The organism is Pantoea folii (genome assembly GCF_056678875.1).
This window is the reverse complement of record NZ_JBWXON010000002.1, coordinates 85,719-102,254: the sequence shown is the minus strand read 5'-3', so window position 1 is coordinate 102,254 and position 16,536 is coordinate 85,719. Positions and strand designations below refer to the sequence as shown.

The following is a 16,536-nucleotide window of genomic DNA, read 5'->3' as shown; positions in this document are numbered from 1 at the left end:
CCGTAGAGTGTAACGCATTGAGCGGTAAGCCAACCGCGTAACGCACAGGAAAATACCATGAGCAAAGTTTTAGTTCTGAAATCAAGCATTCTGGCCGGTTACTCTCAGTCAAACCAACTGGCTGACTTCTACGCTGAAGAAGCGCGCGCCAAAGGTAATGAAGTGACGGTTCGCGATCTGGCTGCTCAGCCCATTCCGGTTCTGGATGGCGAGTTGGTTGGCGCACTGCGTCCTTCTGATGCTCCGATGTCTCCACGTCAGCAGGAAGCCCTGGCGCTGTCTGATGAGCTGATTGCAGAACTGCAAGCGCATGACACTGTGGTTATCGCTGCGCCAATGTACAACTTCAACATCCCTACTCAGCTGAAAAACTACTTCGACCTGATTGCGCGTGCTGGCGTGACTTTCCGTTACACCGAAGCAGGCCCGGAAGGTCTGGTCACCGGTAAACGTGCAGTGATCCTGTCAAGCCGTGGCGGTATTCACAAAGATACCCCAACCGATCTGCTGACCCCATACGTGAAATTGTTCCTGGGCTTCATCGGCATCACCGATGTGAACTTCGTGTTCGCTGAAGGTATTGCTTATGGTCCAGAAGTGGCGACCAAAGCGGCTAACGACGCGAAAGACGCCATCAAGCAAATTGTTGCTGCGTAATCTTAAGAACGTGATGAATACCCGAGAATAATGGGTATGATGCCATCTTTGCCGGGCCTGAGTGCCCGGCTTTTTTATGGCTGTGACTCAGATAATGATGGGTTTTACTTACGTAACCACTGCCCGTTGATACCGCGCACATACTCACCGCTGCCCGCGCGACTCACCAGCTTTTCGCCCGCGATACGTGCCACTTCACTGGTGCTCAGATTGTTCTGCTGCGCGACGCGCTGATATTGTTGCATACGGCCATCATTAATCCGTTTCACCAGCGCCAGGGTTTCATCATCCTGTTGTCGCGCCGCCACATAGCCACTGAGTGTTTCCCCCACGCGTCCCTGCTGCCGCGCCTCGTCCAGCGTCAGCGCCCACGCTGAAGGCACCAGCAGCAGCGCCAGCAACAATGCCATCGCTTTCGATTTCATCATGCCGCTCCTCAAAACAGGCCGCTTTGGTTTTTCAGCAACGCTTCCACATCTTTATCGACCTTGATGTGGATTTCATGTTCGATCTTCACGTTCATATTGATGGTGATCGGCTCTTTCGGTGCCGCCACTTCAATGCGCGGCACGCAACCGATCAGCGGCAGCCCAGCTGCCAACACCAGCAATGCCCTGAGGCTCATGGTTGGGGATCCTTCTTCGATGGCAGGGTGGCATTTTGTTCCACCCAGGATTGCAAATTATCGCCAAAGCGCAGGCTGCGCCACAGCTGGAACAGATTTTCCTGATGCCGATAGTTGAGGTTAATCGACTGTCGGCGATTACTAAACTGACTGGTGCCTTTCACTTCGGACTGCATCGTGAGATTGCCGAAGTTATCGAGGTCCAAAGTGGCCCATGAACGGGAAATCTCCATGTAACGCAGCCAGTCCATGGCGGCTCCCGCGGCAAAGTTATTACTGACGATGGCATCCGCCATATCTTTATCCATGCGGAAGGTCAGCGGGCCGCTGTTGGCAATCCAGCCCTTTTCAATCAGCCATTGCGGATTATTCACCCACAGCGGTAGCTCACCATTCACTTTGCCCGACATGGCAAACTGCTTCGGTTTGATTGCCGTGATCAGCCTGCTAAGGTCAATCTCGCGCAGTGTAACGCGCGCGGGCTCATGCTGCGGCATCCTCAGCTCTGGCATGCTGACATGGCCGCCTAAGAGATCGAGATTCACGTTACTGAGCGTCAACGGCTGGCGTTCCTGCCATGGGTAGTGGCCCTGCAGATCGGCAGTGATGTTCTGCAACGCAAACTGATTTTTGACCTCAGCGATGCGCAGTGAAACCGGACCGCGACGCCCTAACTGCCATTGGTGATCCTTGAGACGGAACGGCAGCGTGAAGTCGATGCCATTGATTTCACTATCCGGCATCCACACGCTGCCCTTTTTCACTGCCCAGAAACCACCGGCTTCAAAGCCCTGTTTGATGGCCGCAGAAAACGCCATTTGTGCCCGCAATTCACCTGACTGAATGCGCATCTTCAAATCGCTACTGAGCAACGGCTGGAACACCGTCAATGATTGTGCTGGCCACCAGGCCTCACCACGCAGACGTTCACCATCCCAGCGCCCATGAACCCGCACCGGGCCGATATCCTCAGCAGTAAGTTGCCCACGCCAGATAAAGCGACTCGGATCGCTGCCTTTGGCCTCAAAGCGCAGTTCTGAAGGCGGCAACCACCCGCCATAGCTAAACTGCGTCTGACCGGATTTCAGGGTAAAACCCCCGTTGAAAGCCGGATGCGCGACGTCTCGCTGCCAGCGCACCGGTGCGGTTAAGGTCAGGCGCGGTTTGTCGACTTGCACCATGCCATAGGCTAATTGATCAAAGCCGGTATTGAGTGTGTCCAGACTGATTAACGTATCCTGCCAGCTACCCGTGCCCTTCACATCCCATTTGGCATTGAGCGGCTGCATCATTCCATCGCCCCAGTATCGCCAGTTCCAGCGTCCGCTGTCTGGCCAAAAATCGCTGGCGCGGCCATCAAGATGCAGCGTGAAGCGACCGAAGTTGGGATCGTGAGCTTTTAGAATTGCTTGTAATCTGCCATTGATACCGCGCGAGGCAAGTGTCACGCCCGCTAACGGCCAGCGTGCTTCATCCACTTCCAGCGTCGAAAGCAAGCGTCCACGCAGGCGCAGCAGCGCACCTTGCTTAAGTGTGATTTGCGGATCGGTCAACATGCCGTGCAATATGCCCGGCATGCTGCCGAACAACTGCAGGTCGGCAAACTTACTTTCGCCGGTCAGCTGGAACGGTAACGCGCTGTCGGTAAGGCTCAATGTGCCCGGCCCGACACTCAGCACCAGGTTACCCTTACCGCCGCGGCCTTGGGTAAGCAGATTGAACCGCCCGCTGACCTGGGTGTTTTCCAGACCCTGCTGCCAGTTGTCGAGGGTGAGCGCCAAACCACCCGACAGCGGTTGGTCAGCTTGCGGCCAGCGCCAATGTCCCTGAGTGATACGTATCTGTTGCGCATCGACCTGCCACGGTAACTGCAACAACGGCTGATCGTCACCCTGCTGATTAATCACCAGCGTGCCTTGCTGCTGCTGCCAGTTAAGCGTCATCGCCAGCGGCTGCGGCCACTGCGCCAGATTGACATCACCGCTGAGTTCACCCGCCACCGGCAAACCGTTAGCAAAGGTGGGCAGCGTCAGCTCACCGTGCAAATCGAGCGGTTTCGGCAGCAAAGGATGACTGAGCTGAAGTTGTGCGATCTGCAGTTGCTGCCCCTGCAAACGTGCATCCAGTTGCAGGTTATCGCCCTGATAATGTAACTGCTGGACGCTTTTATCGAGGCTGAGATCAAAACGTCCGGCATATTGCTGCCAGGGTAAAATACTCAGTTGCTCAAGATGGATATCGGCACCCGGTAACATTTGTTGCCATTCGGCCAGACTGCGCGGTGCACCGCTGGAATCGCTCTGTGGCAGGGCTTGCAGGCATTCACTGTTGAGCTGTACGGCCTGTGCACTGAGCTGCCAGCGTTTATGTTGCCAACCCAGCGCGACATCTTTGACATTCGCCAACTCGCAGTCACCAGCCAGATAGCTTACCGCCGGAAAGTGCACGCCGCCGTTATGCCAGCGTGGTGAACCATTGAGCTCAACGCGGGTATTTTCCGGCAGCCAGATGCCCGCCAGACGCGGCAACCATTGCGTCAGCGTCAGCAGCAATCCCAACAGCAGCAATATCAGCGCCAGTAGCGCAGCAAGTGTTCGACGGAGGCCCCGCGACATGGCAGTTAACTATCCTGTTCTTTACGCAATCCTGACGGTGATGATGTCATGTTATGCCCGGCAAATGAAGGTGTTAGCTATATAGCCTGGCTGAAGATCAGCAAAATGATGCAGAAAACGTTATTCTGTGATGATACCGACGTTGCATTTTTCAGGAGCGAAATAATGAAAGTTGCGGTTTACAGCACCAAACACTACGACCAGAAATACTTTGAACACGTCAATGCCAGCTTTGGATTTGAGCTGCAGTTCTTTGACTTCCTGCTGAGCGAAACCACGGCCAAAAATGCGGCGGGCTGCGATGCGGTGTGCATTTTCGTTAATGATGATGGCAGTAAAGGGGTGCTGGAGGAGCTGGCGGCACTGGGTGTGAAAACCATCGCGCTGCGCTGTGCCGGATTTAATAACGTCGACCTTGAAGCGGCTGCCGCCCTCGGTTTGCAGGTGGTACGCGTACCGGCCTATTCGCCGGAAGCGGTGGCTGAACACGCGGTGGGGTTGATGATGACGCTGAATCGCCGCATTCACCGCGCCTATCAACGCACGCGTGATGCTAACTTCTCGCTGGATGGCCTGACCGGTTTCAATATGCACGGCAAAACGGCGGGTGTGATTGGCACCGGTAAAATCGGTGTGGCGACCATGCGCATCCTGAAAGGCTTTGGCATGCGTTTACTGGCGTTCGATCCTTATCCAAGTGCTGCTGCACTCGAACTGGGTGCCGAGTATGTCGATCTGAAAACGCTGTTTGCCGCATCCGATGTGATTACGCTGCATTGCCCAATGACGCCTGAAAATCATCATCTGCTCAATGCACAAGCCTTTAATCAAATGAAAGATGGGGTGATGATCATCAACACCAGCCGTGGTGGCCTGATCGACTCACAGGCAGCCATTGATGCGCTGAAGCAGCAAAAGATAGGTTCACTCGGTATGGATGTGTATGAAAATGAGCGCGATCTGTTCTTTGAAGATAAATCGAACGATGTGATTCAGGACGATGTGTTCCGTCGCCTGTCAGCCTGCCATAACGTGTTGTTCACCGGCCATCAGGCATTCCTGACTGCCGAAGCCCTGACGGCGATTTCCGAAACCACGCTCAGCAATTTACAGAAGCTTGAACGTGGCGAAGACTGCCCGAATCAGGTGAAAGCGTAAAGATGTGGCGCCTGCCTCAGCGGGCGCACTGTCCACCCATCAGCGCCTGCTCGTCACAACGACGGCCATTGGCTAGCTGACACATGCCAATACGCGATCCATCCAGCTGGCGTGAAAACGCCAATGTTCCCCCGGCATTACTGCAATTCACTTCGGCCATAGATGCCATAACAACATGCGGTTGAACGTGTGCTGCGGTAGCCTGTTGCGGTGGTTCGTCATCACTGTTGCTGCTGCAGGCAGAAAGTAACAGTGCTGCTCCGGCCAGCAGTAAGGTAGCGGCTTTCATCGGTCGGGCTCCGGGGAGTTGGGCGTAAAAGAGCCCCCAGCATATGTCAGGTGCGTTAAGGGATCGATAGGCGACACAGCTTTTTACAAATTTTTTTATCGCCTTTTGCAAGCAGAATTATCCTGATTGGACCTGAACAGCCTTTTTTCACCGAAACAATCCTATTTATCAATGCATAAGGAGGAATCATGCTAACAGACATGTTGATCCGTATTGCGCTCGCCGGCATTTTGGGTGGATTGATTGGCCTCGAGCGTCAGATGCGCGCCAAAGAGGCCGGATTACGCACCCACATTTTGGTGGGTATTGGCAGTGCTATGTTTATGCTGGTGTCGAAGTATGGCTTCGCCGACATGCTTGATAGTGATCACGTGGCGCTCGATCCCAGCCGAATTGCCGCACAGGTGGTGAGTGGGATGGGCTTCCTCGGCGCCGGTACCATCATCATCCAAAAACAAGTGGTCAAGGGTTTAACCACCGCCGCAGGTTTGTGGGTCACCGCCGCGATTGGCCTGGTGATTGGTAGCGGCATGTATGAAATTGGTATTTATGGCACGGTGCTAGCGCTGGTGGTGTTAGAAACCTTCCGTCGCATCAGTCATTGGCTGATCGGCCGCCATCACACGCTAATGGTGCACCTTAAACCCAAAAGTGTGCCGCTGGTGTTGCTGGTGCTGCAACGCGAGAATATCCGTTACGGTCACATTGCTGTGGTAAATCGGGATGAGGAGAATGGCCTGTGTGAACTCAGCGTTGAGGTGACATTGTCACGCAGTGACGCTATTCACACCATCTACGATAAAGTGATGGAAATCAAAGGCGTTCAATCATTAGAAATGATGTAAAAATCAACAACCTTAGATGGCAGTGCGCTCACCTGTCGCCACCACACAGATGAAAAAGTCCGACCAAATTGCTTTGCTAAACTGAATCATTACCCCCGTAAAGTTTCGGGTTTCTCAGCGTAGCAAAGGACGATTTATGATTACCGTCGACGGCAACGGTGCGGTGGCTTCGGTCGCTTTCCGCACCAGTGAAGTGATGGCCATTTATCCCATCACGCCCAGCTCCACCATGGCGGAACTGGCCGACAGTTGGTCTGGTGAAGGTCGCCGCAATATCTGGGGTGATATCCCTCGCGTGGTGGAGATGCAGTCAGAAGGCGGCGCGATTGCTACCGTGCACGGTGCGTTACAAACCGGCGCCCTTTCCACCACGTTCACGTCATCGCAGGGCCTGCTGCTGATGATCCCGACGCTGTATAAACTCGCCGGGCAGCTGACGCCGTTTGTCCTGCATGTTGCTGCGCGAACTGTTGCCACGCATGCGCTGTCGATATTTGGCGATCACTCTGATGTGATGGCGGTGCGCCAGACCGGTTGCGCACAACTGTGTGCTTCCAGCGTGCAGGAAGCACAGGATTTCGCGTTGATTTCTCAGATGGCTTCACTGAATAGCCGTGTGCCCTTTATCCACTTCTTCGACGGTTTCCGCACCTCACATGAGATCAACAAGATCGTCCCCATCAGTGATGAAACCCTGCAAGCACTGATGCCAGCACAAGCGATCGCAGAACATCGTGCACGCGCACTGACGCCGGATCGTCCAACCATTCGCGGCACCTCCGCCAATCCTGATACCTATTTCCAGTCACGCGAAGCCACTAACCGCTGGTACGACGCCTGTACCGGCCATGTTGAAGCCGCCATGAACGCGTTTGCCGCTAACACCGGCCGCCAGTATCAGCCGTTTGAGTTTTATGGTCATCCGCAGGCTGAGCGCGTGATAGTAATGATGGGTTCGGGCTGCGGCACCGCCGAAGAAGCGATTGATGTGCTGTTGCAGCGCGGCGAAAAGGTCGGATTGGTGAAAGTGCGCCTCTATCGTCCGTTCTCAGCGGCGCATCTGATCAAAACGCTGCCCGTTTCGGTTCAGCGCGTGGCGGTGCTGGATCGCACCAAAGAGCCCGGCGCATTGGGTGAGCCGCTGTTCCTGGATGTGATGACCGCACTGGCTGAAGCCTTTAGCCGGGGTGAACGCCCGACGCTGCCGAAAGTGATCGGCGGACGCTACGGTCTGTCATCGAAAGAGTTTGCCCCTGATGCCGTGCTCGCTGTGTTCCGTGCGCTGCAGCGTGAACAACCGCCTGCGCGTTTCACCGTGGGTATTTATGATGATGTCACGCACTTATCGCTGCCGATGGAGGCCAACATCGTGCCGAACCGGGCGCGACTGGAAGCGCTGTTTTACGGCCTTGGCAGTGACGGCAGCGTGAGCGCCAGCAAAAACAACCTGAAGATCATCGGCAATGCCACGCCGTGGCACGTGCAAGGCTATTTTGTTTATGACTCGAAAAAAGCGGGCGGCCTGACTGTTTCCCATCTGCGCGTCAGTGAACATCCCATCCAGTCGGCGTATCTGGTGCAACAGGCTGATTTTATTGGCTGTCATCAACTGCAATTTATTGATAAATATTCGATGCTTGACCAGTTGAAACCGGGCGGCATTTTTCTGCTGAATACGCCTTATGCCGCTGATGAAGTCTGGTCACGCCTGCCGCAGGAAGTGCAGAGCCAGCTCAATGACAAGCAGGCGCGGTTTTATGTCATCAATGCGGCGCGTATTGCGCGTGAATGCCAACTCGGTGCGCGCATCAATACCGTGATGCAAATGGCGTTCTTCCAGTTGACGCAGATTTTGCCCGGCGACAGTGCATTAACCGAACTGCAAAACGCCATTGCACGCAGTTACAGCAGTAAAGGCGAGGAGCTGGTGCAACGTAACTGGCAGGCGCTGGCGATGGCTCAACAGGCGCTGGAAGCGGTGCAGCTGCAGGCGGTTGATCAGCACAGCCCGCACCGTCCGCCGGTGGTATCCGATAACGCACCGGATTTTGTCAAAACCGTCACCGCCGCCATGCTGGCAGGATTAGGCGACAAATTACCGGTGTCCGCACTGCCGCCAGACGGCACCTGGTCCGTTGGCACCACACAGTGGGAAAAACGCAACATCGCCGAAGCGATCCCCATCTGGCAACCCGACCTGTGTACGCAGTGTAATCACTGCGTAGCAGCCTGCCCGCACGCGGCGATTCGCGCTAAAGTTGTTGCGCCTGAAGCCATGGACTCCGCACCCGATTCACTCGCTTCTCTCGACGTCAAATCACGCGATATGCGCGGCCAGAAATACGTGTTGCAGGTGGCACCTGAGGATTGCACTGGCTGTAATCTGTGTGTCGAAGTGTGCCCGGCCAGCGATCGCCAGCATCCGGAGATAAAAGCCATCAACATGCAATCCCGTCTTGAGCATGTTGAAACTGAAAAGGTGAATTACGATGCGTTTCTTGCGCTGCCGGAAATCACGGCGGAACAGCTGGAACGCATTGATATTCGCACCTCACAACTGATCACCCCGCTGTTTGAGTATTCGGGCGCCTGTTCCGGCTGTGGGGAGACGCCGTATATCAAGTTGCTGACGCAGCTGTATGGCGATCGACTGTTGATTGCCAACGCCACCGGTTGCTCATCCATATATGGCGGTAATCTCCCCTCCACCCCTTACACCACTAACGCTGAAGGACGCGGACCGGCATGGGCCAATTCCCTGTTTGAAGATAATGCTGAATTCGGGCTCGGTTTCCGCCTGAGCGTTGATCAGCAGCAACAGCGTGCGCTACGTCTGTTAGATCAGTGTGCGCCACAGTTGCCTGACGCTTTAGTGGCAGCATTGAAAGAGGAAAATGTCCTGCCCTCTGTTCGTCGCGAGCAAATCGTTGAACTGCGTCAGCAGCTGGCGGCTTCATCATCAGCGCACGCAGGCGAATTGCGGGTTATCGCCGATGCGCTGGTGGAGAAATCTGTCTGGCTGATTGGAGGCGATGGATGGGCCTATGACATCGGCTATGGCGGTCTTGATCATGTGATGAGCCTGAGCGAAAACGTCAACGTGCTGGTTCTCGACACCCAGTGCTATTCCAATACCGGCGGACAAGCCTCCAAAGCCACGCCGCTCGGCGCAGTCACCAAGTTTGGCGAGCAAGGGAAGCGCAAAGCACGTAAGGATTTAGGCGTTGCCACCATGCTGTATGGGCATGTGTATGTGGCCCAAATTTCGCTGGGCGCGCAGTTGAATCAGACGGTGAAAGCTATTCAGGAAGCGGAGGCCTGGCCCGGCCCATCGCTGATCATCGCCTACAGTCCGTGTGAAGAGCACGGTTACGACCTCGCCTACAGCCATGAGCAGATGCGATTGTTGACCACCAGCGGATTCTGGCCGCTGTATCGTTTTGACCCTCGTCGGGCCGAGCAAGGCAAAGCGGCACTGGCGCTGGACTCTCGCCCGCCCACCTCGGTGCTGGAAGAGGCGTTGATGAACGAGCAGCGTTTCCGCCAGTTGCAAACCCATGAACCGGAAGCCGCTGCTCAGCTATGGCAGGAAGCAACCGAAGCCGCCTATCAACGCTATCAGCGACTGGCGGAAATGGCCGGTAAAGCAGAGAAAAGTGACTAAATGAACTAAGCCCGGCGCGCTGGCCGGGCTTAATGATTTAACAGGGCTGAAGCTGAATAATCGCCATCTCTACCGCGCGATTGGGCGAGCCGGTTAACTCCCGATAGCGCAGTTGCAGATTGCGCAATTCTGTCGCTACCACCTCTTTTTCTGTTGCTGATCCGCGCTGCGCCAGCTCGAGATAACATTGCCCGACTAGCCGGCACGCTTCTTCAAAAACCATGTCGTACGTTTGCATCTGCCTCTCCTCACCTTTAGAAACTAAAAAAACACTTCATCCATCCTGTCAGGCAGCGATGCGCACAATCTTTACCCAGATCAATAAATGGGCAGATTATTCTGGCAAAGTGTGCGGTTTTATCGCAGGAATCCGTGAAAAGAGATCACATCAGACTGGCATTCGCCTGCGCAATCCGTACCATACGCACTCATGTCATAAGGGTTTATTGCCGCTGAAGCTTTATTCAGCCGCCAACGACCCTTGCGTTCATTCTCAAGCGTGAAAATAATGTCAGAAAATCAAGAAGTAACGAAGAAAGAACAATATAAGCTGAACAAGCTTCAGAAGCGTCTGCGTCGTAACGTGGGCGAGGCCATTGCTGATTTCAACATGATTGAAGAAGGTGATCGCATCATGGTCTGCCTGTCTGGCGGTAAAGACAGCTACACCATGCTGGAAATTTTGCGCAGTTTGCAGAAGAGCGCGCCGGTGAACTTCTCACTGGTGGCGGTCAACCTCGACCAAAAACAGCCAGGATTCCCGGCACATATTCTGCCCGCGTATCTGGAAGAACAGGGTGTCGAGTATAAAATCGTTGACGAAGATACTTACTCCATCGTTAAAGAGAAGATTCCGGAAGGCAAGACCACCTGTTCGCTCTGTTCACGTCTGCGTCGCGGGATCCTTTACCGCACCGCTACCGAATTAGGCTGTACCAAGATTGCGCTGGGCCATCATCGCGACGATATCCTGCAGACCCTGTTCCTGAACATGTTCTACGGCGGCAAAATGAAAGGCATGCCACCGAAACTGATGAGTGACGATGGCAAACATATTGTCATTCGTCCGCTGGCCTACTGCCGCGAAAAAGACATCATTCGCTTCGCTGCAGCGCGCCAGTATCCGATTATTCCGTGCAACCTGTGTGGTTCACAGCCTAACCTGCAGCGTCAGGTTGTTGCCGATATGCTGCGTGACTGGGATAAACGTTATCCGGGCCGTATCGAAACCATGTTCAGCGCGATGCAGAACATTGTGCCTTCGCACATGGCGGACATTAATTTGTTCGACTTTAAAGGCATTCAGCACGGCGATGAAGTGGTCGACGGCGGCGATATTGGCTTTGATCGCGAAACCTTGCCGGTAAAACCTGCGGGCTGGCAGCCGGACGAAGAAGATGCGCCGGAAATGAGCGTGCGACTGGATGTGTTAGAAATTAAGTAATTCGCAGACGATTCTAATTAAGGCGCAGCGCTTCGGCTCTGCGCCTTTTTTATTACCGGTGAGGTGGCGGATCGATGATCGGTGGAAACTCGGGATCGTAGGGAGGATCGGGTTCCGGAATTGGCTGCGGATGAGGAATCGGTTCTGGAATCGGTGGCGGATCGGTTGGAATGGGATCGCTGGCAATGAGTTCTTGCATGCCCTGCTCCTTATCGCTGAATGTCCTTTAAGCATAGGAAAGGAAACACAGCCAAGCCAAGCGGGCAAAAAAAAGCCGGCGGATTAGCCGGCGTTGTACGAATCAAATGTGCTATGCAGTAATTCTAAAAAAGGAAGTAAGACAATATGGAGCGCAACGCCCATCGCTTGACGTTGCATTCACCTGCGAGAGAGAGTTTGCCCCTGTTAGGCGATCCACTTATTGATATCGATCAGGTTTTTCCCGCTTTTTTGCTTACAGCACCTTATTTAACAGCGGGTTAACGCTTATAACCTGAGACTTACATTACAACCAGTTGCGTCGTTTGAGCCATATCGCCACGCCCACCACCATCACCAGCAGTAGTACGCAGAACGCGGTAAAGCCCAGCGGCCAACTACCACCCGGAATACCGCCAAGGTTGACGCCAAACAATCCTGTCAGGAATGTCGCTGGCAGGAAAATCATCGCCATCAGCGACATGGTATAGGTGCGGCGGTTCATCGACTCTGCCAGTAAAGACGCGACTTCATCGGCCAAAATCCCGGTACGCGCTACGCCTGCATTGAGGTCATCCAGTCCGCGTCCCAGACGATCAGCAACGTCCTGCATACGACGACGGTCGTCATCATTCATCCACGGCAGTTTTTCACTTGCCAGACGGGCATATACATCACGTTGCGGCGCCATATAACGACGCATCACGATCAGTTGCTTACGCAGCAGCGCTAACTCGCCGCGTGCCGGAACCTGCTGATCCATCAACGCATCTTCCAGCTCGATAATTTTGTCGTGCATCTCTTCGATAAATTCGCTGGCGTGATCGGTGAGCGCATCGCAAACATCCACCAGCCAGCTACCGCCATCCACCGGGCCGTTACCGTTTTGCAAATCAGCCAGCACTTCGTCAATGGCATACACTTTGCGGCGACGCGTGGAGACGATCACTTTGTCGTTGATAAACACGCGCATGGCGACGAGTTGATCCGGTCGTGAATCGGCGTTGTGATTGACACTGCGCAGCACTATCATAAAACCGTCGCCCAGGCGCGTGACGCGTGGGCGCATGCTGTCGCCCGCTAACGCATCACGCACGGAATCGGGGATCAGCGGGGTATTTTGCAGCCACTCGGCACTTTGCCGTTGGGTGTAGTTCAGATGCAGCCAGCACGGACGCTCACAGTTGATGACATCTTTATCTTCAATCGGGATAACCCCGCCTTTGCCGTCGAGCTGGCAGGAGATAATGGCATCCGAAACTTTTAACGCTTTTCCTTCAATGACGTTCACTGACTCGCCTCACTTTCAAAATCAATACGATACAGTCTAGCGTGGCGCAGACGAGTTGCAATCATCAGGCTGTGAGCAAAGATGACAAGATAAAGGTGAGCATCCGCAGAAAGCGAGAGCGGCGACATCGTCATTGGATGCGTCTCCTTAATCCGTTGCTACGGTTATGGAGACGCACACAATCACACCACTCTGCTGATTAGCGTCGTTATATCAGTGCTTTTCGATCCACAGTTCGCGGCTGTAGGCGACATCTTCGGGATTGGTGATCGGATAACCTTTGACCCACGGTTTGATCAGTCGCCCGTTGGTATATTGGTAGATCGGGGCGATCGGTGCCTGATCGGCAATGATCTGCTCCGCTTTGTTGTAGTCGGTATTGCGGGCAGTTACGCTGGCTTCCATGCTGGCTTTGGTCAGCACCGCATCATAATCCGCGCTGTGGAAACGGGCGATATTGCCGGTGTGTGTTGAGGTCAGCAAACTCAGGAAAGTGGAAGGTTCATTGTAATCCCCGACCCATGACGCACGAATCACGTCAAAGTTACCGCTGTTGCGGCTGTCGATGTAGGTTTTCCACTCCTGGTTTTGCAGCGTAACGTCCACTCCAAGGTTCTTTTTCCACATCGACGCCACGGCGATGGCGATCTTCTGATGGCTTTCCGAGGTGTTATACAGCAGCGTCAAATGCAGCGGCTTGCCGGGACCGTAGCCCGCCGACGTCAGCAGCGCTTTTGCCTGTGCATTCAATTCCTGCTGGCTGTGCTGTTGCAGATAGCTTTGCTGCGGTGTAAATCCTGCGGTGACATCCGGTGTAAAGTGCCAGGCCGGTTTCTCCCCGGTACCCAACACTTTCTCGGCAATAATGCGGCGATCGATACTCCATGACAGCGCTTTACGCACACGCACATCGGCGGTCGGACCCTTTTCGGTGTTAAAGGCGTAATAGTAGGTGCCCAACTGATCCGGCGTATACACCTGACCTGGCAGCTCTTTTTTCAGCAGCGCATACATATTTTTCGGGAAGGATTCGGTGATATCGATATCGCCCGCGCGGTAACGTTTGGTGGCGCTAGACTCTTCATTGATAGGGATAAAGGTCACTTTGGTGAGTACGGAATGGCTGTTATCCCAGTAGTGTTGATTGCGTACTAACACTATTTTTTCGTTCACCACGCGATCCTGCAATTGATAGGCGCCGTTGCCCACCAGTTTACCGGGCGACGTCCAGCTATCAGGATTTTGCTCAATCACCTTCTGCGATACCGGATACATCGCGGCATTGGCTACCATGCTCGGGAACCACGGCACAGGGCGTGACAACGTCACCTTGAGATGATTGGCATCGGTGGCTGTGACACCCAACTTATCGGCACTCATTTGCCCTTTGGTGATGGCATCCGCGTTTTCGATGCCACTCAGCGCGGCAAACCACGCAAAGGGAGAACTGTTTTTCGGCTCCACCAGGCGCTGCCAGCTATAAACGAAATCCTGTGCTGTGACCGGTTCGCCGTTAGACCAGCGCGCATCTTTACGCAGCGTGAAGATCCAGGTTTTGTTGTCGTTGCTGTGCCAGCTTTCTGCCACGCCCGGCACGATTTTGCCGTGCGCATCCTGATTGGTCAGCCCTTCGAACAAATCGCGCATCACCTGAATTTCTGGCAGGCCCACGGCTTTCATGGGATCCAACGAGGCGGGTTCGTCTTTGATATGGCGAACAATTTCCTGAGTCGGCGCTAACTGTGCGCCCGTTGGCACATTAGCAGCAAACACCGGTGAGAAAACACCAGCAATCATTACGGCGGCCAGCGTCTTGCGGAAAGTTAATGTCATCACCACTCCTTTACCCAAAAAAATGGCGACTGCGAAGAGGTCTGCGTCGCCAGCGTCTTTAGTGACTCTATCGTAAATTGCTGATTGATATATAGCTATTTCCCTGTCTGCTGTTTACCGTTATGTTGAGGCTGAATTGTCGGTCACATTTTTTAATCCTGAAGCGCCTTGCTATCCATGCGCTCATTGCACGATTTCAGAGAGGAATGTCATGTCGTCACATCATCCACGCCCGCTGCGCGGCAAACTCGACGCGGTCTGGCAACAATATGGGCAATCGGTGCTCGGCGCACCGTTGCTGTGGTTCCCGGCCCCGGCGGCCGATGCCGACAGTGGGTTGATCATTGCCGGCACGCACGGTGATGAAAATGCCGCCGTCGCGACCTTATCCGGTGCGATGCGCACGCTGCCGGAGTCACTGCGCCGCCACCATGTGGTGCTGGCGGTGAATCCGGATGGATGCCAATTGGGCCTGCGTGCCAATGCCAACGGGGTCGATCTCAACCGCAATTTCCCGGCCGCCAACTGGCAAAATGGCGACACGGTATATCGCTGGAACAGCGCAGCGGACGAACGTGATGTGTTGCTGTCAACGGGCAGCAGCCCCGCTTCCGAGCCGGAAACGCGCGCGCTATGTCAGTTGATCCATCAAATCAAGCCGCGCTGGGTGGTGTCCTGGCATGAGCCTCTGGCCTGCATTGACGATCCCCACCACAGTCACCTTGCGAAGTGGCTGGCAGAACAAACGCAATTACCGGTGGTGAGCAGCGTGGGCTATGCCACGCCGGGATCATTTGGCAGCTGGTGCGACGATCTCGGCTTGTTGTGCATAACCGCCGAGATGCCGCCCATTTCAGTGGATGAAGCGACTGATGTGTACCTTGATGCGATGATTAACCTGCTGCGCTGGCAGCCGCAGGCTTAAGCACGCCGTGTGAAAAATGCAGCGACGGCTCAACATCGGCAGCCAGCCAGGTTGGGCCGTCAAGATCGGCGAATTTTGCAATCGGTGTCAGCGGTAACGCCGCGCGGATTGCCCTTGAAGTACACAGCATACAGCCGAGCATCACTGCAAAACCTTGCTGACGCGCCTCATTTGCCAGCGCCAGGGCTTCCGTCAATCCACCGGTTTTATCCAGCTTGATATTCACCATCTCATAGCGCCCTTTCAACTGCGCCAGATTCTCCCGGGTGTGACAACTCTCATCCGCACAGATAGGAAGTGGGTGGACAAAGTTCGCCAATGCGGCATCTTCGGCTGACGGAAGCGGTTGTTCGAGCATCGCAATGTTTAAATCTGCCAGTAGCTGACAGCGTGCTGCCAGTCCCTCTGCCTGCCAGGACTCATTGGCATCCACAATTAACGTCGCTTCCGGTACGGCACTGCGAATCGCCACCAGACGTTCACTGATCAAATGATGATCGAGTTTTATCTTCAGTAAACGCGCACCATGTTGCCACAACGCTAATGCACTGCTGGCCATCGCTTCTGGTGTATCAATACTCACCGTATGCGCCGTAATGATTTCCTCTGCCAACTCAACACCGCACAGCGCTTGCAAACTTTTATTCTGTTGCTGGCGTTCCAGATCCCATAAGGCACAATCAAGCGCATTCCGCGCGGCACCGGCCGCTAATGCCTGTTGCAACTCCGCTCGCGTCATACCATTTTGTATCGCAGGCAACTGCGCGGCAATTTGTTGCAGCACCGAGTCTTCACTTTCGCCATAGCGTGCGTATGGAGTCGCTTCACCTACCCCTTTCAGGCCGTCCTGTTCAATCTCGACCACCACAACATGCGCTTCCGTCCTGCTGCCGCGTGAAATAACAAACGGCGAATGTAACGGCCAGGCCTCTGGATAACTCTTCACTGTTCTCATTAATTCTCCTTAAATCCGTGGCTTAATTGCGATGTGC

General features: G+C 54.5%; 16 protein-coding genes. 6 read left to right on the top strand and 10 right to left on the bottom strand.

Features of this window, described 5'->3' with window-relative positions:
- Positions 1 to 57: 57 nt before the first annotated feature.
- On the top strand, positions 58 to 657 hold the full coding sequence (azoR, locus tag AC1MDE_RS03995) for an FMN-dependent NADH-azoreductase (RefSeq protein ID WP_480344315.1): 600 nt from the start codon (positions 58 to 60) through the stop codon (positions 655 to 657).
- Between the two features lie 104 nt (positions 658 to 761).
- On the opposite strand, the gene AC1MDE_RS03990 is transcribed toward azoR, so the two are convergent.
- Genes AC1MDE_RS03990 through AC1MDE_RS03980 form a run of 3 tightly spaced genes read right to left on the bottom strand, consistent with a single transcriptional unit; the run spans position 762 to position 3,897 of the window.
- Positions 762 to 1,082, bottom strand: a complete 321-nt coding sequence (locus AC1MDE_RS03990; RefSeq protein ID WP_034821318.1) for a YdbL family probable chaperone protein — start codon at positions 1,080 to 1,082, stop codon at positions 762 to 764.
- An 11-nt stretch (positions 1,083 to 1,093) separates the two neighbouring features.
- The gene (locus AC1MDE_RS03985; protein WP_013509194.1) at positions 1,094 to 1,282 is read right to left on the bottom strand and encodes a YnbE family lipoprotein; all 189 of its coding nucleotides are present in this window, start codon (positions 1,280 to 1,282) and stop codon (positions 1,094 to 1,096) included.
- Positions 1,279 to 3,897, bottom strand: coding sequence for a YdbH family protein (locus AC1MDE_RS03980; RefSeq protein ID WP_479398621.1), 2,619 nt, complete (start codon positions 3,895 to 3,897; stop codon positions 1,279 to 1,281). Before AC1MDE_RS03980 ends, AC1MDE_RS03985 begins: the two co-directional genes overlap by 4 nt.
- Positions 3,898 to 4,062: 165 nt before the next feature.
- Between AC1MDE_RS03980 and AC1MDE_RS03975 the strand changes: the two genes are divergently transcribed.
- A complete protein-coding gene (locus AC1MDE_RS03975) occupies positions 4,063 to 5,055 on the top strand; it encodes a 2-hydroxyacid dehydrogenase (RefSeq protein WP_058959846.1) in 993 nt (330 codons plus the stop codon).
- A gap of 16 nt (positions 5,056 to 5,071) precedes the next feature.
- Here AC1MDE_RS03975 and AC1MDE_RS03970 read toward each other — a convergent pair whose 3' ends face one another.
- A complete protein-coding gene (locus tag AC1MDE_RS03970; RefSeq protein ID WP_034821326.1) occupies positions 5,072 to 5,344 on the bottom strand; it encodes a putative hemolysin in 273 nt (90 codons plus the stop codon).
- A gap of 188 nt (positions 5,345 to 5,532) precedes the next feature.
- On the opposite strand from AC1MDE_RS03970, the gene AC1MDE_RS03965 reads away from it, so the two are divergent.
- Both AC1MDE_RS03965 and nifJ read left to right on the top strand, forming a co-directional pair.
- A complete protein-coding gene (locus AC1MDE_RS03965) occupies positions 5,533 to 6,189 on the top strand; it encodes an MgtC/SapB family protein (RefSeq protein WP_479398623.1) in 657 nt (218 codons plus the stop codon).
- Between the two features lie 136 nt (positions 6,190 to 6,325).
- Entirely contained in the window at positions 6,326 to 9,853 is a 3,528-nt protein-coding gene (gene nifJ / locus AC1MDE_RS03960) for a pyruvate:ferredoxin (flavodoxin) oxidoreductase (RefSeq protein ID WP_479402607.1), read from the top strand.
- A 37-nt stretch (positions 9,854 to 9,890) separates the two neighbouring features.
- Here nifJ and AC1MDE_RS03955 read toward each other — a convergent pair whose 3' ends face one another.
- Positions 9,891 to 10,091: a DUF2767 family protein gene (locus AC1MDE_RS03955; protein WP_034821329.1), complete on the bottom strand. Its 201-nt coding sequence runs from the start codon at positions 10,089 to 10,091 to the stop codon at positions 9,891 to 9,893.
- Positions 10,092 to 10,361: 270 nt separating this feature from the next.
- On the opposite strand from AC1MDE_RS03955, the gene ttcA reads away from it, so the two are divergent.
- Positions 10,362 to 11,297: a tRNA 2-thiocytidine(32) synthetase TtcA gene (gene ttcA / locus AC1MDE_RS03950; protein WP_058959779.1), complete on the top strand. Its 936-nt coding sequence runs from the start codon at positions 10,362 to 10,364 to the stop codon at positions 11,295 to 11,297.
- A 52-nt stretch (positions 11,298 to 11,349) separates the two neighbouring features.
- On the opposite strand, the gene AC1MDE_RS03945 is transcribed toward ttcA, so the two are convergent.
- The 4 genes from AC1MDE_RS03945 to AC1MDE_RS03930 all read right to left on the bottom strand — a co-directional run bounded on the left by AC1MDE_RS03945 (position 11,350) and on the right by AC1MDE_RS03930 (position 14,619).
- Positions 11,350 to 11,496 (bottom strand): hypothetical protein, encoded by a 147-nt coding sequence (locus AC1MDE_RS03945; RefSeq protein WP_167347098.1) that lies wholly within the window; start codon positions 11,494 to 11,496, stop codon positions 11,350 to 11,352.
- A gap of 306 nt (positions 11,497 to 11,802) precedes the next feature.
- The gene (zntB, locus tag AC1MDE_RS03940; protein ID WP_034821343.1) at positions 11,803 to 12,786 is read right to left on the bottom strand and encodes a zinc transporter ZntB; all 984 of its coding nucleotides are present in this window, start codon (positions 12,784 to 12,786) and stop codon (positions 11,803 to 11,805) included.
- The gene (locus AC1MDE_RS03935; RefSeq protein ID WP_176505718.1) at positions 12,783 to 12,920 is read right to left on the bottom strand and encodes a hypothetical protein; all 138 of its coding nucleotides are present in this window, start codon (positions 12,918 to 12,920) and stop codon (positions 12,783 to 12,785) included. The genes zntB and AC1MDE_RS03935 overlap by 4 nt, the downstream gene beginning before the upstream one ends.
- 79 nt (positions 12,921 to 12,999) lie before the next feature.
- Positions 13,000 to 14,619: a peptide ABC transporter substrate-binding protein gene (locus AC1MDE_RS03930; protein WP_480344314.1), complete on the bottom strand. Its 1,620-nt coding sequence runs from the start codon at positions 14,617 to 14,619 to the stop codon at positions 13,000 to 13,002.
- Positions 14,620 to 14,830: 211 nt separating this feature from the next.
- On the opposite strand from AC1MDE_RS03930, the gene mpaA reads away from it, so the two are divergent.
- Positions 14,831 to 15,544, top strand: coding sequence for a murein tripeptide amidase MpaA (gene mpaA / locus AC1MDE_RS03925; RefSeq protein ID WP_479402605.1), 714 nt, complete (start codon positions 14,831 to 14,833; stop codon positions 15,542 to 15,544).
- Here mpaA and ycjG read toward each other — a convergent pair.
- Positions 15,513 to 16,499 carry an L-Ala-D/L-Glu epimerase gene (ycjG, locus tag AC1MDE_RS03920; protein ID WP_479398632.1) on the bottom strand — a complete coding sequence of 329 codons (987 nt, stop codon included), beginning with the start codon at positions 16,497 to 16,499 and terminating at the stop codon, positions 15,513 to 15,515. The two genes, mpaA and ycjG, sit on opposite strands and share 32 nt — an antisense overlap.
- Between the last annotated feature and the right edge of the window lie 37 nt (positions 16,500 to 16,536).

Bases quoted from the DNA above. Each gene is read 5' to 3' on its own strand.
- AC1MDE_RS03935 (WP_176505718.1), bottom strand. From the start codon at position 12,920: ATGACGATGTCGCCGCTCTCGCTTTCTGCGGATGCTCACCTTTATCTT.
- ttcA (WP_058959779.1), top strand. From the start codon at position 10,362: ATGTCAGAAAATCAAGAAGTAACGAAGAAAGAACAATATAAGCTGAAC.
- AC1MDE_RS03990 (WP_034821318.1), bottom strand. From the start codon at position 1,082: ATGAAATCGAAAGCGATGGCATTGTTGCTGGCGCTGCTGCTGGTGCCT.
- AC1MDE_RS03970 (WP_034821326.1), bottom strand. From the start codon at position 5,344: ATGAAAGCCGCTACCTTACTGCTGGCCGGAGCAGCACTGTTACTTTCT.
- AC1MDE_RS03930 (WP_480344314.1), bottom strand. From the start codon at position 14,619: ATGACATTAACTTTCCGCAAGACGCTGGCCGCCGTAATGATTGCTGGT.
- AC1MDE_RS03980 (WP_479398621.1), bottom strand. From the start codon at position 3,897: ATGTCGCGGGGCCTCCGTCGAACACTTGCTGCGCTACTGGCGCTGATA.
- AC1MDE_RS03985 (WP_013509194.1), bottom strand. From the start codon at position 1,282: ATGAGCCTCAGGGCATTGCTGGTGTTGGCAGCTGGGCTGCCGCTGATC.
- nifJ (WP_479402607.1), top strand. From the start codon at position 6,326: ATGATTACCGTCGACGGCAACGGTGCGGTGGCTTCGGTCGCTTTCCGC.
- azoR (WP_480344315.1), top strand. From the start codon at position 58: ATGAGCAAAGTTTTAGTTCTGAAATCAAGCATTCTGGCCGGTTACTCT.
- AC1MDE_RS03975 (WP_058959846.1), top strand. From the start codon at position 4,063: ATGAAAGTTGCGGTTTACAGCACCAAACACTACGACCAGAAATACTTT.
- AC1MDE_RS03945 (WP_167347098.1), bottom strand. From the start codon at position 11,496: ATGCAAGAACTCATTGCCAGCGATCCCATTCCAACCGATCCGCCACCG.
- mpaA (WP_479402605.1), top strand. From the start codon at position 14,831: ATGTCGTCACATCATCCACGCCCGCTGCGCGGCAAACTCGACGCGGTC.
- ycjG (WP_479398632.1), bottom strand. From the start codon at position 16,499: ATGAGAACAGTGAAGAGTTATCCAGAGGCCTGGCCGTTACATTCGCCG.
- AC1MDE_RS03955 (WP_034821329.1), bottom strand. From the start codon at position 10,091: ATGCAAACGTACGACATGGTTTTTGAAGAAGCGTGCCGGCTAGTCGGG.
- AC1MDE_RS03965 (WP_479398623.1), top strand. From the start codon at position 5,533: ATGCTAACAGACATGTTGATCCGTATTGCGCTCGCCGGCATTTTGGGT.